General features: G+C 71.9%; 15 protein-coding genes. All 15 read right to left on the reverse strand.

Features of this window, described 5'->3' with window-relative positions; genetic code table 11:
• Positions 1 to 48: 48 nt before the first annotated feature.
• Positions 49 to 2,598, reverse strand: coding sequence for a GTP pyrophosphokinase (gene relA / locus ACSU6Z_RS04385; RefSeq protein ID WP_437043040.1), 2,550 nt, complete (start codon positions 2,596 to 2,598; stop codon positions 49 to 51).
• A gap of 172 nt (positions 2,599 to 2,770) precedes the next feature.
• Positions 2,771 to 3,319: an adenine phosphoribosyltransferase gene (locus ACSU6Z_RS04390; protein WP_437043042.1), complete on the reverse strand. Its 549-nt coding sequence runs from the start codon at positions 3,317 to 3,319 to the stop codon at positions 2,771 to 2,773.
• On the reverse strand, positions 3,316 to 4,425 hold the full coding sequence (gene secF, locus ACSU6Z_RS04395; RefSeq protein ID WP_437043043.1) for a protein translocase subunit SecF: 1,110 nt from the start codon (positions 4,423 to 4,425) through the stop codon (positions 3,316 to 3,318). Before secF ends, ACSU6Z_RS04390 begins: the two co-directional genes overlap by 4 nt.
• Before the next feature lie 3 nt (positions 4,426 to 4,428).
• Entirely contained in the window at positions 4,429 to 6,228 is a 1,800-nt protein-coding gene (secD, locus tag ACSU6Z_RS04400; protein WP_437043046.1) for a protein translocase subunit SecD, read from the reverse strand.
• A 132-nt stretch (positions 6,229 to 6,360) separates the two neighbouring features.
• Positions 6,361 to 6,822 (reverse strand): preprotein translocase subunit YajC, encoded by a 462-nt coding sequence (gene yajC / locus ACSU6Z_RS04405; RefSeq protein WP_437043048.1) that lies wholly within the window; start codon positions 6,820 to 6,822, stop codon positions 6,361 to 6,363.
• A gap of 207 nt (positions 6,823 to 7,029) precedes the next feature.
• Positions 7,030 to 8,106: a Holliday junction branch migration DNA helicase RuvB gene (ruvB, locus tag ACSU6Z_RS04410; RefSeq protein ID WP_437043050.1), complete on the reverse strand. Its 1,077-nt coding sequence runs from the start codon at positions 8,104 to 8,106 to the stop codon at positions 7,030 to 7,032.
• A gap of 27 nt (positions 8,107 to 8,133) precedes the next feature.
• On the reverse strand, positions 8,134 to 8,739 hold the full coding sequence (gene ruvA / locus ACSU6Z_RS04415) for a Holliday junction branch migration protein RuvA (RefSeq protein WP_437043052.1): 606 nt from the start codon (positions 8,737 to 8,739) through the stop codon (positions 8,134 to 8,136).
• Positions 8,736 to 9,347, reverse strand: coding sequence for a crossover junction endodeoxyribonuclease RuvC (gene ruvC, locus ACSU6Z_RS04420; protein WP_437043054.1), 612 nt, complete (start codon positions 9,345 to 9,347; stop codon positions 8,736 to 8,738). Before ruvC ends, ruvA begins: the two co-directional genes overlap by 4 nt.
• 114 nt (positions 9,348 to 9,461) lie before the next feature.
• Positions 9,462 to 10,214 carry a YebC/PmpR family DNA-binding transcriptional regulator gene (locus ACSU6Z_RS04425; protein ID WP_437043056.1) on the reverse strand — a complete coding sequence of 251 codons (753 nt, stop codon included), beginning with the start codon at positions 10,212 to 10,214 and terminating at the stop codon, positions 9,462 to 9,464.
• Between the two features lie 76 nt (positions 10,215 to 10,290).
• Positions 10,291 to 10,902, reverse strand: a complete 612-nt coding sequence (gene pdxT / locus ACSU6Z_RS04430; RefSeq protein ID WP_437043057.1) for a pyridoxal 5'-phosphate synthase glutaminase subunit PdxT — start codon at positions 10,900 to 10,902, stop codon at positions 10,291 to 10,293.
• Positions 10,903 to 10,908: 6 nt separating this feature from the next.
• Entirely contained in the window at positions 10,909 to 11,823 is a 915-nt protein-coding gene (pdxS, locus tag ACSU6Z_RS04435; protein WP_437043059.1) for a pyridoxal 5'-phosphate synthase lyase subunit PdxS, read from the reverse strand.
• Positions 11,824 to 11,959: 136 nt separating this feature from the next.
• Complete coding sequence (locus ACSU6Z_RS04440) at positions 11,960 to 12,502, reverse strand: hypothetical protein (protein WP_437043061.1); 543 nt, start codon at positions 12,500 to 12,502, stop codon at positions 11,960 to 11,962.
• 294 nt (positions 12,503 to 12,796) lie between these two features.
• On the reverse strand, positions 12,797 to 13,960 hold the full coding sequence (locus ACSU6Z_RS04445; RefSeq protein WP_437043063.1) for a glycosyltransferase family 4 protein: 1,164 nt from the start codon (positions 13,958 to 13,960) through the stop codon (positions 12,797 to 12,799).
• Complete coding sequence (locus ACSU6Z_RS04450) at positions 13,957 to 14,877, reverse strand: phosphatidylinositol mannoside acyltransferase (RefSeq protein WP_437043065.1); 921 nt, start codon at positions 14,875 to 14,877, stop codon at positions 13,957 to 13,959. Before ACSU6Z_RS04450 ends, ACSU6Z_RS04445 begins: the two co-directional genes overlap by 4 nt.
• Complete coding sequence (pgsA, locus tag ACSU6Z_RS04455; protein ID WP_437050173.1) at positions 14,874 to 15,608, reverse strand: phosphatidylinositol phosphate synthase; 735 nt, start codon at positions 15,606 to 15,608, stop codon at positions 14,874 to 14,876. Before pgsA ends, ACSU6Z_RS04450 begins: the two co-directional genes overlap by 4 nt.
• Between the last annotated feature and the right edge of the window lie 70 nt (positions 15,609 to 15,678).

Below are 15,678 nucleotides of genomic sequence, written 5' to 3' on the forward strand. Positions count from 1 at the left end.
GCCCCCGTACCGCGCGTACGGGGGCCTTCCCTGTGCCGTTCTCCGCCGCTACGACGGCCTGCGCGCCGACGTCACCCGGTACACGTCGTAGACGCCCTCCACGCCCCGGACCGCCTTGAGGACGTGCCCGAGGTGCTTCGGGTCGCCCATCTCGAAGGTGAAGCGGGAGGTGGCGACGCGGTCGCGGGAGGTCTGGACGGCCGCGGAGAGGATGTTGACGTGCTGGTCGGACAGCACGCGCGTGACGTCCGACAGCAGCCGGGAGCGGTCCAGGGCCTCGACCTGGATGGCGACCAGGAAGACCGACGACTGGGTGGGCGCCCACGCGACGTCGAGGATGCGCTCCGGCTCCCGGGAGAGCGACTCGACGTTCACGCAGTCGCTGCGGTGGACCGATACGCCGCTGCCGCGCGTGACGAAGCCGATGATCGGGTCGCCGGGCACGGGCGTGCAGCAGCGGGCGAGCTTGACCCACACGTCCTCGACGCCCTTGACGACGACGCCCGGGTCGGAGCTGGCGCGGCGTTTGCGGCCGCGGCCGCGGGACGGCGGGACCGCCTCGTCGATCTCCTCGGTGGCGGCCTCCTCGCCGCCGAGCGCCTGGACCAGCTTCTGCACGATGTTCTGTGCGGAGACGTGGCCCTCGCCGATCGCCGCGTACAGCGCGGAGATGTCCGCGTAGCGCATCTCGTGCGCGAGCGTCACCAGGGAGTCGCCGGTGAGGATGCGCTGGATCGGCAGGTTCTGCTTGCGCATCGCGCGGACGATGGCGTCCTTGCCCTGCTCGATCGCCTCGTCGCGGCGCTCCTTGGAGAACCACGCCCGGATCTTGTTGCGGGCACGCGGCGACTTCACGAAGCCGAGCCAGTCCCGGGAGGGGCCCGCACCGGGCGCCTTGGAGGTGAAGACCTCCACCAGGTCGCCGTTGTCCAGCGTGGACTCCAGCGGTACGAGGCGGCCGTTGACCCGCGCTCCTATGGTGCGGTGGCCGACCTCGGTGTGGACGGCGTAGGCGAAGTCGACGGGGGTCGCCCCGGCCGGGAGCGCGATGACGTCACCCTTGGGGGTGAAGACGAAGACCTCGTTGCGGGAGAGGTCGAAGCGCAGCGACTCCAGGAACTCGCCGGGGTCCTCCGTCTCCTTCTGCCAGTCCAGCAGCTGCCGCAGCCACGCCATGTCGTTGATGGCGGCCGAGTCCCTGCCGGCCTTGCCGGCGGGTGTCTTCGGCGCGTCGGTGCGGATCTTGGAGGCGCCGGCGACGGCCTCCTGCTTGTACTTCCAGTGCGCGGCGATGCCGTACTCGGCGCGGCGGTGCATGTCGAACGTGCGGATCTGCAGTTCGACCGGCTTGCCGCCGGGGCCGATGACCGTCGTGTGCAGCGACTGGTACATGTTGAACTTGGGCATCGCGATGTAGTCCTTGAACCGGCCGGGGACCGGGTTCCATCGCGCGTGCACCGTGCCGAGGGCCGCGTAGCAGTCGCGGACGGTGTCCACGAGGACGCGGATGCCCACCAGGTCGTAGATCTCCGCGAAGTCCCGGCCGCGGACGATCATCTTCTGGTAGACGCTGTAGTAGTGCTTCGGGCGGCCGGTGACGGTCGCCTTGATGCGGGCCGCCCGCAGGTCCTGCTGCACCTCGTCGGTGACGATGGCCAGGTACTCGTCGCGCTTGGGGGCGCGCTCGGCGACCAGACGGACGATCTCGTCGTACATCTTGGGGTAGAGGATCGCGAAGGCGAGGTCCTCCAGCTCCCACTTGATGGTGTTCATGCCCAGGCGGTGGGCGAGCGGCGCGTAGATCTCCAGGGTCTCGCGCGCCTTCTTCTCCTGCTTCTCGCGCTTGAGGTAGCGCATGGTGCGCATGTTGTGCAGGCGGTCGGCGAGCTTGATGACCAGGACGCGGGGGTCCTTGGCCATGGCGACGACCATCTTGCGCACGGTCTCGGCCTGGGCGGCCTCGCCGAACTTGACCTTGTCCAGCTTGGTGACGCCGTCGACGAGCAGGGCGACGACGTCGCCGAAGTCGCGGCGCAGGTCTTCGAGGCCGTACTCGGTGTCCTCGACCGTGTCGTGCAGCAGGCCGGCCATCAGCGTGGCCGGGTCCATGCCGAGCTCGGCGAGGATGGTGGTGACGGCGAGGGGGTGCGTGATGTACGGATCGCCGCTCTTGCGCTTCTGGCCGCGGTGCCAGCGCTCGGCGACCTGGTAGGCGCGCTCGATCTGGCGGAGCGTCGACGTCTCGATCTTGGGGTCGTTGCTGCGGACTATCCGCAGCAACGGCTCCAGCACCGGGTTGTAGGGGTTGGCGCGCTGGACGCCGAGGCGGGCGAGGCGCGCGCGGACGCGGTTGGAGGAACCGGAACGGGCGGGCGGGCCCGCGGGGGTGCGGACGACGGGCGCGTTCTGCGGGCGCTCGGGGGGCGCGGGCTTCGGGCGGGACTGCCCGGCGGGCTTGTCGACGGGTGCCGCCTGGGCGTGCCGGATCGGCCCGCGGGTGTCGTTCTTCGCCTGCGGCTCGCTCGGCGCGGGTTTCGCCGCGGGCGCCGAGGCGGGCTCGGGTTTGGCGGCGGTCAGATGCTGGGCCTCGTCTGGCAAGAGGACTCCTCGTGCGCGGTCCGGGTCCCCGGTCAGGCTCCGGACAACCCATGGTAGCGATCCCGCGCCCCGGGATCGCCTGCCGTCCGGTGTGAGGATCCCTCACGGGACAAACGCACGAGGCGGGCGCCGGATTCCTCCGGGGCCCGCCTCGTGCGTGCGGTGGGCGCGGTCAGACCGTGAGCAGTGCCTCCAGCGGGGCGCCGTCCAGCGCCGGCTCCAGGCGGGCCCGCCCGCCGAGGAAGCCCAGCTCCATCAGGACCGCGACGCCCGCGACCTCGGCGCCCGCCCTGCGGATCAGCCGGAGGGACGCCTCGGCGGTGCCGCCGGTGGCGAGGACGTCGTCGACCACGAGGACGCGGTCCCCGGCGGCCAGGTCCTCGGCGTGCACCTCGATCTCGGCGGAGCCGTACTCCAGGTCGTACGCCTGCCGGAGCGTGGCGCCGGGGAGCTTGCCGGCCTTGCGTACGGGGATGAAGCCGAGGCCCGCGCGGACCGCGACCGGGGCGCCGAGGATGAAGCCGCGCGCCTCCAGGCCGACGATCTTGGTGGCGCCGTGCCGCTCGGCGATCGCCGCCAGCGCGTCGATGAGCGCGGTGAACGCCGCCGGATCGGCCAGGAGCGGGGTGATGTCCTTGAACATCACACCCGGCTCCGGGTAGTCGGCCACGTCGCGGATGCGGCTGAGCAGGAGTGCCCCGGTGTCGGTGAAGTCGGTCATCGGCGCTTCCCCGAGGTGCGGCCGCGGCCCCGGCTGCGGGGACCGACGACGGCGGGGGCCGCGTCCTCGGCGTCCCCGTCCTCCTCGTCGAAGGCCTCCCCGTCGAAGTCGGCCTCGGTGGGCTCGCCCTTGGCCGCGGCCTGGGCCCGCTTGGCCAGGACGCGCTTCTTGAGGGCCTTCATCTGCGGCTCGCGCTCCTTGAGGTCGGCGACGAGCGGCGTGGCGATGAAGATGGAGGAGTACGCACCGGCCGCGAGGCCCACGAACAGTGACAGCGAGATGTCGTTGAGCATGCCGGCGCCGAGGACACCGCCACCGATGAACAGCAGGCCCGCGACCGGCAGCAGCGCGACCACCGTGGTGTTCACGGACCGGACCAGGGTGCTGTTGATCGAGCGGTTGGCGACGTCGCTGTAGGTCCAGCGGGTCTGCTTGCCGATGTCCTTCGTCTGTTCCTTGAGGCTGTCGAAGACGACGACCGTGTCGTAGAGCGAGTAACCGAGGATGGTCAGCAGACCGATCACCGTGCCCGGCGTGACCTCGAAGCCGACGAGGGCGTAGATGCCGACGGTGATGGTGATGTCGTGGATCAGCGCGACGAACGCGGCGAGCGCCATGCGCCACTCGAACGCGATCGCCAGGTAGATCACCACGAGGATCAGGAAGATCGCGAGGCCCTGCCAGGCCTTGTTGGCGATCTGATCGCCCCAGCTGGGGCCGACCAGGTCGGCGTTGATCTGCTCCGCGTCGACCTTCAGGTCCTCGGCGAGGTCTTTCTTGATCTGGTCCGACTTGTCGGTGTCGATGCCCGCGACCTGGATGCGCAGGCTGCCGTCGCCGAGCTTTTGGACGATGGCGTCGTGGCCGGACGCCTCCTCCGCGTGCTCCTCCGCCTGCGCCACGGAGACACCGGTGTTCTTCGGAGTGGTGAAGACGGCACCGCCCTGGAACTCGATGCCCATGTTCAGGCCGCGCACCGCCAGGCCGACGATGGCCGTGATGGTGATCAGGATCGAGATGCCGTACCAGATCTTGCGGTTCTTGACGAAGTCGTAGCCGATCTCGCCACGGTGGAGCCGGGCGCCGAGGTTGCCGAGCTTCGACATCTCTCACGCCTCCTTCGGGTCGACGGGGCCGGCGGCCGGGCGGACGGGACGGCGGGTGCGGCGCAGCGGCGGCTTGGCGCCGAGGCTCTTCGGGTCGAGACCGGACCACTTGTGGCCGCTCGCGAAGAACGTCCGGCGGGCCATCAGCGTCAGCAGCGGCTTGGTGAAGAGGAACACCACCACGACGTCGAGGAGGGTGGTCAGGCCGAGCGTGAACGCGAAGCCCTGCACCTTGCCGACGGTGACGATGAAGAGGACCGCGGCGGCGAGGAACGACACGAAGTCGGAGACCAGGATGGTGCGCCGGGCACGCGGCCAGGCCCGCTCGACGGCGGGGCGCAGCGAGCGGCCCTCGCGGATCTCGTCGCGGACGCGTTCGAAGTACACGATGAACGAGTCCGCGGTGATGCCGATGGCGACGATGGCCCCGCAGACTGCCGGGAGGTTCAGCGCGAAGCCGATGGCCGGGCCGAGCAGCGACATGATCACGTAGGTGAGGGCCGCGGAGACCAGCAGCGAGGCGACGGCGATGAAGGACAGGCCGCGGTAGTAGACCAGCAGGTAGAGCACGACGAGGGCGAGGCCGATGGCGCCCGCGATCAGGCCGGCCCGCAGCTGGTCCCCGCCGAGGGCGGCGGTGACGGTGGTGACGCTGTCCTCCTTGAAGGTCAGCGGCAGGGCGCCGTAGGAGAGCATGTTGGCCAGGCTCTGGGCCTCCTCCTGGGTGAAGCTGCCCGAGATCTCGGCGTTGCCGCCGGTCAGCGCCTCGTTGACGTAGGGGCTGGAGACGACGTCGTTGTCCAGGACGATGGCGAACTGGTTCTGCGGGGACTGGTTCTGCGCCAGCTTGCCGGTGATGCTCGCGAACTTCTTGGTGCCCTCGCCCGTGAACTGCATCGTCACGGTCCAGCCGGCGGCGGTCTGCGTGTTGAAGACGGCCTGGGCCTCGTCGACGTCCGTGCCGTCGACCTCGGCGGGACCGAGGAGGTACTTCTGCCACTGGCCCTGCGAGTTGCCGCAGGCCACGATGGCGTCGGTCGGCTTGGAGCCGTCGCCGGCCCCGGCGCGGGCCTTGGGGTCGGTGCAGTCCAGGGCGGCGTACGCGGCCTGGAGCTTGCCGTCCGCGTCACCGGAGGCGCTGCCGGACGGGGACGGGGAAGCGCTGCCGGACGGGGACGAGGTGGCGCTCGCGGAGCCGCTGCCGGACGGGGTCGGGTCGGCCTTCAGGGCGTCGGTGACCGCGCGGCCCTGGGTGGTGGAGCTCGCCGAGGGGCTGGCCGAGGCGGACGGCGACGAGGTCGCCGTCTCCTTGCTCGACGTGTCCGACGTGTCCGTCGCCTTGTCCCCGGCGCTCTCGGAGGCGCTCGGCGAAGGGCTGGCCGTCGGGGCGGGGCCGGAGAGCTCGGTGGCGAGGACCGGGCGGAAGTAGAGCTTGGCGGTGGTGCCGACCTGTTCCCGGGCCTGTTCGGAGTTGGTGCCCTTGGGAATGTTGACGATGATGTTGTCTTCGCCCTGCGTCTGGACCTCGGCCTCCGAGACGCCAAGACCGTTGACACGGCGCTCCATGATGGAGACCGCTGTGTCCATGTTGGTCTTGTTGATCGCGGACTCCTGGCCGGCCTCGGGGACCGCCCGGAGCGTGATGCTCGTACCGCCGGCCAGGTCGATGCCGAGACGCGGAGTGGTGTGCCCGGAGGCGAACATACCGCCGGTGAGCGCCACGATGGCGATCAGGATCAGGGCCAGCGAGCGTCCCGGCTTGCTCTGGGCGCTCGCGCTCCGGCCCTTTCTAGGTGCTGGCACCTTCTCGTACTCCCTCTCGGGCCGCCGCACGCCGGGTCGGTGTGCGGGCGGCCATGGCATGGTGTCGGGATCCCGTGGAAGCCGCGCATGCCCGCGGGCGCGCGGTCGTCGTCCGCGCGCCCCGGGGCACCGCTACTTCGTCTCGGTGTCGCCGTCGGTCTTCTTCGGCTCTTCGTCCGTCTTCGCCTCAACGGACTCGTCGTCCGCGTCCTTCTTGCCGAGGTCGACGGGCTTGTCGTCGGAGGCGTCGGGCTCGGTGAGGGAGGAGGCGTCGTCCGGGACGATGTCGGCATCGGTCTTCAGGTCGTGCTCGATGCCGTGGACGATGCGGTTGTACTCGTCGTCCGACAGGACGGCGCCGATCGAGTTCTTGGCGAAGAGCAGCTCGACGCCGGGGCCGGCGTCGAGGAGGACGGTGTCCTCGTTGACCTCCTTGACCGTGGCGTACATGCCCCCGATGGTGCGGACGCCGGAACCGGGCTGCATCTGGTTCCGCATCTCGATGGCCTGCTGCTGCTTCTTCTTGGCCGACCGGGTCATCAGGAACATGGCCCCGATGAGCACGATGAACGGGAGGAGGGTCACGAGACTCACGGGTCGGTACTTCCTTCACACGACCGCGATGGTGGGCGGCCTGATGGTTGGGGGTGTGCGTGCTGCCGACAGAGGCGGCATCGGCGGAGTCTAAGCGAGTCCGCGCGCAGGGAACAACGCTCGACGTGACACCGGAGTTCCTGTCGTGGCCGAAGCACTCGCCGTCGCGGCGCGCCCGCGGCGCCCTCGTGACGTCCGGCCCGGCCCTCACGCCCCGAACAGGTCCTGTTGTCCGGTTCCCCCGGCTCCCCCCGTCTGCGGACCGGGCGGGGTGAGGCCGAGATGCGCCCATGCGGCCGGGGTGGCGATCCGGCCGCGGGGGGTGCGGGCCAGCAGGCCCTCCCGGACGAGGAAGGGTTCGGCCACTTCCTCGACGGTCTCCCGCTCCTCCCCCACCGCGACGGCGAGGGTCGACAGGCCGACCGGGCCGCCGCCGAACAGTTTGAGCAGCGCCTGGAGCACGGCGCGGTCCAGGCGGTCGAGACCGCGCGCGTCGACCTCGTAGACCGCGAGGGCCGCAGCCGCGACCTCCTTGGTGATCACGCCGTCGGCCTTGACCTGGGCGTAGTCGCGGACGCGGCGCAGCAGGCGGTTGGCGATGCGGGGGGTGCCGCGGGAGCGGCCGGCGATCTCGGCGGCGCCGTCCGGGTCGATCTCGACGTCGAGCAGGCTCGCGGAGCGATGGACCACCCGCTCCAGCTCGGCGGGCTCGTAGAACTCCATGTGGGCGGTGAAGCCGAAGCGGTCGCGCAGCGGGGGCGGCAGCAGGCCCGCGCGGGTGGTGGCGCCGACCAGGGTGAACGGCGGCAGTTCGAGGGGGATGGCGGTGGCTCCCGGCCCCTTGCCGACGATGACGTCGACGCGGAAGTCCTCCATCGCCATGTACAGCATCTCCTCGGCGGGCCGGGACATGCGGTGGATCTCGTCGAGGAAGAGGACCTCGCCCTCCTGGAGGGAGGACAGGATCGCGGCGAGGTCGCCGGCGTGCTGGATGGCGGGGCCGGAGGTGATGCGGATGGGGGCGCCCATCTCGGCCGCGATGATCATGGACAGGGTGGTCTTGCCGAGGCCCGGGGCACCGGAGAGCAGCACGTGGTCGGCGGTGGCGCCGCGCGCGCGTGCGGCACGCAGGACGAGGTCGAGCTGCTCGCGGACCTTCTCCTGGCCGATGAACTCGTCCAGGTCCTTGGGGCGCAGGGCGGCCTCGACGGCCTGGTCCTCGCGGTCGGCGACAGGGCCCACCAGCCGCTCGGCGGCGGTGTCCGTCGTGTCGTCCCAGTTCATTGCGTATGCCTCGGGGTCTCGGTACGGCTATCGGGCGCGGTTGAGCGTCTGCAGGGCCGCCTTCAGCAACCGGCCCACCTGGGGCGTGCCCCCGGCGGCCTCGGCCTGCGGGGCCACGGCGGCCACGGCCTCGTCGGCCTCGCGGGTGGCGTACCCGAGGCCGATGAGGGCGGCGTGCAGCTGGTCGCGCCAGCCGGAGGCGACCGGGGTGCCGGCGGCGGGGGCGCCGACGGGCTCGCCCAGGCGGTCCTTCAGCTCCAGCAGCAGCTTCTGGGCGCCCTTCTTGCCGATGCCGGGCACGGCGGTGAGCGCCTTCTCGTCACCGGTGGCGACGGCGCGGCGCAGGGCGTCCGGGGTGTGGACGGCCAGCATGGCCTGGGCGAGGCGGGGGCCGACGCCGCTGGCGGTCTGGAGCAGCTCGAACACCTGGCGCTCGTCGTCGTCGGCGAAGCCGTACAGGGTGAGGGAGTCCTCCCGCACGACGAGCGAGGTGGCGAGCTTGGCGGACCGGCCGACCCGGAGGGCGGAGAGCGTGTTCGGCGTGCACTGCAGGGCCATGCCGACGCCGCCGACCTCGATCACCGCGGCGTCGGGGGCGAGTGCGGCGACCGTGCCGCTGACGAAGGCGATCATGTCGTACGGCCTTTCGATGCTTGCGGGGCTTGTGATCCTGCCGGGGCTCGTGACGCGCGGGAGGCCTGCGGGGTCCGGGAGGTCCCCGGCCCCTTGGCCGTGTGCCGGGCGACGGCCTGCTGGAGCCTGTTCTGGGCGGGGGCCCGCCAGATGTGGCAGATGGCGAGCGCGAGGGCGTCGGCGGCGTCGGCGGGCTTCGGAGGCGCGGCAAGCCGCAGCAGACGGGTGACCATGGCGCCGACCTGGGCCTTGTCGGCGCGCCCGGAGCCGGTGACGGCGGCCTTGACCTCGCTGGGGGTGTGCAGGGCGACGGGGATGCCGCGGCGGGAGGCGCACAGCAGGGCGACGGCACTGGCCTGGGCGGTGCCCATGACCGTGCGGACGTTGTGCTGGCTGAAGACGCGCTCCACGGCGACGAACTCCGGCCGGTACTCGTCGAGCCACTCCTCGATGCCCTGTTCGACGGCGACGAGGCGGTGGCCGAGGTCCGCGTCCGCGGGCGTGCGCACGACGCCGACGCCGAGCATGGTGAGCGGCCGGCCCGCGACACCCTCGACGACGCCGATCCCGCAGCGGGTCAGCCCGGGGTCCACCCCCAGTACGCGCACGCGCCCCTCCCTTCGATCGCCTGTTCCTGCAGGCTATCGGGTGCCACCGACAACGCCCGCAAAGCGACGGGCCGACGGGGGGCGTCCCGTCGGCCCGTCACGGCGGTCGTCGGCTCAGGCGTCGACCTTCTCCATGATCTCGTCGCTGACGTCGAAGTTGGCGAAGACGTTCTGCACGTCGTCGCTGTCCTCCAGCGCGTCGATCAGCTTGAAGATCTTCTTGGCGCCCTCCTCGTCCAGCTCGACCTGCATGGTCGGGACGAAGTTGGCGTCGGCGGACTCGTAGTCGATGCCGGCGTCCTGCAGGGCGGTGCGGACCGCGACCAGGTCGGTCGGCTCGCTGATGACCTCGAAGGTCTCGCCGAGGTCGTTGACCTCCTCGGCGCCCGCGTCCAGGACGGCGGCGAGGACGTCGTCCTCGGACAGGTCGCCCTTGGGGACGATCACCACGCCCTTGCGGTTGAACAGGTACGACACCGAGCCCGGGTCGGCCATGGAACCGCCGTTGCGGGTCATGGCGACGCGGACCTCGGAGGCGGCGCGGTTGCGGTTGTCGGTGAGGCACTCGATGAGCACCGCGACGCCGTTCGGCCCGTAGCCCTCGTACATGATCGTCTCGTAGTCGGCGCCGCCGGCCTCCAGGCCCGCGCCGCGCTTGACCGCGGAGTCGATGTTCTTGTTCGGGACCGAGCTCTTCTTCGCCTTCTGGATGGCGTCGTACAGCGTCGGGTTGCCGTCGGGGTCGGGACCGCCCATGCGGGCCGCGACCTCGATGTTCTTGATCAGCTTCGCGAAGAGCTTGCCGCGCTTGGCATCGATGACGGCCTTCTTGTGCTTCGTCGTGGCCCATTTAGAGTGGCCGGACATCTGCCTGTCTCCTTCGCGTTACCCGTCTTTGCACGAACTCCCCCGGCGTCGAGCCCGGGAGACATCCCCGCAGATCCTACAAGGACTCCGCCGCGCGCCCGGCGCGCACCATGTCGACGAAGAGGGAGTGCACGCGGTGGTCGCCGGTCAGCTCCGGGTGGAAGGACGTGGCGAGCGCGTTTCCCTGGCGGACGGCGACGATGTGGCCCTCGTGCTCGGCGAGCACCTCGGCCCCGGCGCCGACGGACTCGACCCACGGGGCGCGGATGAAGACGCCCTCCACGGGATCGCCCTCCACGCCCCGGACGTCGACCGCGGCCTCGAAGGACTCGTTCTGCCGGCCGAAGGCGTTGCGCCGCACGATCATGTCGATGCCGCCGACGGTCTCCTGGCCCGCACGCGGGTCGAGGATCTTGTCGGCGAGCATGATCATGCCGGCGCAGGTGCCGTAGACGGGCATGCCGTCACGCACGCGCGCGCGGAGGGGCTCCATCACGCCGAAGAGGACGGCCAGTTTGGAGATGGTGGTGGACTCGCCGCCGGGCAGGACGAGGCCGTCGACCCCGGCGAGCTCTTCGGGGCGCCGCACCGGCCTGGCCACGGCGTCGGCCGCGGCCAGGGCGACGAGGTGCTCCCGTACGTCGCCCTGGAGGGCCAGGACGCCGATGACAGGGACTTCGTGGGACATGGGTGATTACCAGCCGCGGTTGGCGTAGCGCTCGGTCTCGGGCAGGGTGTCGCAGTTGATGCCGACCATGGCCTCGCCGAGGTTGCGGGAGGCGTCGGCGATGATCTTCGGGTCGTCGTAGAAGGTGGTGGCCTTCACGATGGCGGCGGCGCGCTTGGCCGGGTCGCCGGACTTGAAGATGCCGGAGCCGACGAAGACGCCCTCGGCGCCGAGCTGGCGCATCAGCGCGGCGTCGGCCGGGGTGGCCACACCGCCCGCGGAGAAGAGCACCACGGGGAGCTTGCCGAGCTCGGCGACCTCCTTGACCAGCTCGTACGGGGCGCGCAGCTCCTTGGCGGCGGCGTACAGCTCGTGGTTGTCCAGGCCCCGCAGGCGGGCGATGTCGTTCTTGATCTGGCGCAGGTGGCGGACGGCCTCGACGACGTTGCCGGTGCCGGCCTCGCCCTTGGAGCGGATCATGGCCGCGCCCTCGGCGATGCGGCGCAGGGCCTCGCCGAGGTTGGTGGCGCCGCAGACGAAGGGGGTGGTGAAGGCCCACTTGTCGGAGTGGTTGACCTCGTCGGCCGGGGTGAGGACCTCGGACTCGTCGATGTAGTCGACGCCGAGGGACTGCAGGACCTGGGCCTCGACGAAGTGGCCGATGCGGGACTTGGCCATCACGGGGATCGACACCGCGTCGATGATCCCCTCGATCATGTCCGGATCGGACATGCGGGCCACACCGCCGTCCTTGCGGATGTCGGCCGGGACCCGCTCCAGGGCCATGACGGCGACGGCGCCCGCGTCCTCGGCGATCTTCGCCTGCTCCGGCGTGACGACGTCCATGATCACGCCGCCCTTGAGCTGCTCGGCCATGCCGCGCTTCACGCGTGCGGTGCCGGTCTCGGGGGTCCGGGCGGAGTTGGGGGTCGTGGTGGACACGGATGACCTCGCTGAAGTGAAGAGGGTTTCTGCACCGTCGAGGAAACGCGAGGGGACCAGGCCACAGCAAGGGCCAATGTGAAGCCGGTGGCTCTTTTTGTATCGCGTCAGCGGAAAGCCGGGCCCGCGGAAACGATCAGGCCACCCGATCCACCAGGGCCGCCGGCGGTTCGTCGTCCATCTCGAAGGCCAGCGGGAAGGGGGCGTGCCCGGCCAGCCGGAACCAGCGCACCTTGCGGTGCTCGCGCAGCCTGCGGGCGGCCCCCACGGCGTCGTTGTGGAAGCGCCGCGCCATCGGCACGCGCCGTACCGCCTCGGCCAGCTCGCGGGCCGCCTCCTCCCCCCCGGGCGCCTCGCGCAGGCCCTCCACCTGCTGGAGGTCGGCGAACACGGCCCGCAGGGCCTGGCTGAGCTCGCTCTCGGCGACCTCCCGCTGCTCCTCCTCGGCCTGCCGTGCCGCGTGCGCGGCCTCGTACAGGACGATCGAGGCGGCGGGGTCGAGCACCCCGGAGGTGGCCAGCTCCTGGGCCACGGAGGCCCGGCGCAGCAACTGCGCGTCGAGGGCGGCGCGGGCGGCGTCGATCCGGGCGTGCAGCCGGTCCAGCCGGCCCGCCGTCCAGCTCAGGTACAGGCCGATCGCGACGAGGACGACGAGGGTCCAGATCAGGGTTGCGGTCACGGGCGGCAAGGCTACCGGGGTGCTCCGCCGGGGTGGCGGGGTCCTGGTGCGGCCGTCGCCGGACGGGCCCGGGCTCCTCGGGGCGGCCGTCGCCGGACGGACCCGGGCTCCTCGGGGCGGCCGTCGCCGGACGGGCCCGGGCTCCTCGGGGCGGCCGTCGCCGGACGGACCCGGGCTCCTCGGGGCGGCCGTCGCCGGGGGCCGCCGCCCCCGCCCCCGCCCGCTCCGTCCCGGACGGTCCCGTCCTCAAGCGCCGGACGGGCCGGAGACTCCGGGCCGAAGCGGTCCCCCGGCTCAGTCCCGCGCCAGGCCGAACCGCGCCCGCAGGCCCGTCGCCCGGTCGTCCGTCGCCACCGCCGCCGCGCCGGCCGTCACCGTCTCGTACACGGACATGATGTCCGCGCCGACGGTCGACCAGTCGAACCGCCGGACGTGGGCGCTGCCCCGCGCGCGCAGCTCGGCCCGTCGCACCGGGTCCTCCAGCAGCCGCAGGGCCGTCTCGGCCAGCGCGTCGGCGTCCTCGTTGGGGAACAGCGCGCCCGCCGCTCCCCGGTCCAGGACCTGGGCGAAGGCGTCCAGGTCGGAGGCGAGGACGGGAGCGCCCGCGGACATGGCCTCCACCAGGATGATCCCGAAGCTCTCGCCGCCGGTGTTGGGGGCCACGTACAGGTCGATGCTGCGCAGCAGGCGGGCCTTGTCCTCGTCGCTGACCATGCCGAGGAACTCCACGCGCGGGCGCAGCTCCTTCGGCAGGCTCGCCACGGCCTCCTCCTCGTCCCCGCGCCCGGCGACCAGCAGCCGGGTCTGCGGGCGGGCGGCGAGGATCTTCGGCAGGGCCCGCATCAGCACGGGCAGGCCCTTGCGGGGCTCGTCGATGCGGCCTATGAAGCCGATCGTGTCGCCCTGCCACTCGGGCTTGGGCTCGGCCTCGGCGAAGAAGTCGACGTCGACACCGTTGGGGATCACCACCGCGTCGCCCCCGAGGTGTTCGACGAGGGTGCGGCGGGCGTACTCGCTCACGGCGATGCGGGCGCTGATCTTCTCCAGCGCCGCCTGGAGGATGGCGTAGGCGGCGATCATCGCGCGGGAGCGCGGGTTGGAGGTGTGGAAGGTCGCCACGATCGGGCCCTGCGCGGCCCAGCAGGCCAGCAGGCCCAGCGACGGCGAGGTCGGCTCGTGGATGTGGATGACGTCGAAGGCGCCGTCGTGCAGCCAGCGCCGTACCCGGGCCGCCGACAGGAAGCCGAAGTTCAGCCGGGCCACCGAGCCGTTGTACGGCACGGGCACCGCGCGTCCGGCCGAGACCACGTACGGCGGCAGCGGGGTGTCGTCGTCGGCGGGGGCGAGGACGGAGACCTCGTGGCCGAGGCGGATGAAGTACTCGGCGAGGTCGCGGATGTGGAACTGGACGCCTCCGGGCACGTCCCAGGAGTACGGGCAGACGATGCCGATCCTCACGACACGCCCTTCTCCGCCGCCTTGGCGGGGTCGAGGTCCGCGAGCCACAGAGGCTGCAGCATGTGCCAGTCCTGCGGGTGCCCGGCGATCCCCGCGGCGAAGGAATCGGCCAGCGCCTGGGTCATGACGGCCACCTTCTCGCGGCGCGTACCCGTCCCGGGCACCTCGATCGGCGGATGGATGCGCCCCTGCATGACGGGCGAGTCGTCGTACCAGAGGGTGGCCGAAAGCAGCACCGCCCCGGTGTGCTGGGCGAGCAGCGCGGGCCCCGCGGGCATCCGGGCCGTCTCGCCGAAGAACTCCACCTCCACGCCGGAGGCGGACAGGTCGCGGTCGGCCACCAGGCAGACCAGGCCGCCGCCGCGCAGCCGCCGGGCCAGCGCGCCGAAGGCGGTGCCGCCGGTGTGCGGCAGGACCTCCATGCCGAGGCCCTCGCGGTAGGCGACGAACCGGTCGTACAGCGCCTCCGGCTTCAGCCGTTCGGCGACGGTGGTGAAGGGGATGCCCAGCGCGGTGGTGGCCCAGGCTCCGGCGAGGTCCCAGTTGGCCAGGTGCGGCAGGGCGAGGACGACGCCCCGCCCTTCGGCCAGGGCGTCGGTGAGGTGGTGCACGCCCTTCGGCGCGAAGCCCGCCTTGATGCGCTCGGCGCTCCAGGTGGGCAACCGGAAGGACTCCATCCAGTAGCGCAGGTACGAGCGCATGCCCGCGCGCGAGAGCGCGGCGAGCCGCTCGGGGCTCGCGCCCGGCACCACGCGCGCGTAGTTGCTCTCCAGCCGCCTCACGCCCGTGCCGCGCTGCTTCCAGGCGATGTCGGCGATGGTGCGGCCCAGGCGCGTGGCGACCGGCTCGGGGAGCTTTTTGACCGTGCTCCAGCCGAGGCCGTACAGCGCGTCCGTCAATCGCTCCTGCGGCTTCACTTCGCCGCCTCGCTGCCCTGGTCGTGCTGCCGGGCCGCCGCCGCGGCCTCCGCCTCGGCGGACTCGCGGCGGACCGTGACGACCCGCTGGATCAGCGTGACGAGGCTGCCGACGGCGACGATCCACAGGGCGACCGGCAGCAGGTACCGGATACCCGGCACGCCGAACGTGTGCAGGCCCGCGAGACCGGCCGCGACCAGCGAGACCACCAGGCGCTCGGCACGCTCCACGAGCCCGTTGACGGCGACCGGCAGGCCGATCGACTCACCGCGCGCCTTGGTGTACGACACCACCTGCCCGCTGGCCAGGCAGAAGATCGACACCGCGCACAGGACGTTGTCGTCGCCGCCCCCGGCGTACCAGAGCGCGAAGCCGCCGAAGATCGCGCCGTCGGCGACCCGGTCGAGCGTGGAGTCGAGGAAGGCGCCCCAGCGGCTGGAACGGCCGAGCTGGCGCGCCATGTTGCCGTCGACGAGGTCGGAGAAGACGAACAGCGTGATCACGACCGTGCCCCAGAAGAACTCGCCCCGGGGGTAGAAGACCAGCGCGCCCGCGACCACACCGGCGGTGCCGATGAGCGTGACCGTGTCCGGGCTCACGCCCCGGCGGATGAGAAACGCGGCGAACGGTGTGAGGACACGCGTGAAGAATGCACGCGCGTACTTGTTCAGCATGGCCTTCCCGACGGTCGGTGTGCCCGCGTGGCCCCTGCTGGCCACCGGCTGGCCCATCGTAGCCACGCGCGCGCATGGGTGAGGGCCGGGCACCCGCGCCCCCCGGTGCGGCACCGGTGGGCGGCCG

Source organism: Streptomyces sp. enrichment culture (assembly GCF_964273145.1).
In the GTDB taxonomy this organism is placed as follows: Bacteria; Actinomycetota; Actinomycetes; order Streptomycetales; family Streptomycetaceae; genus Streptomyces.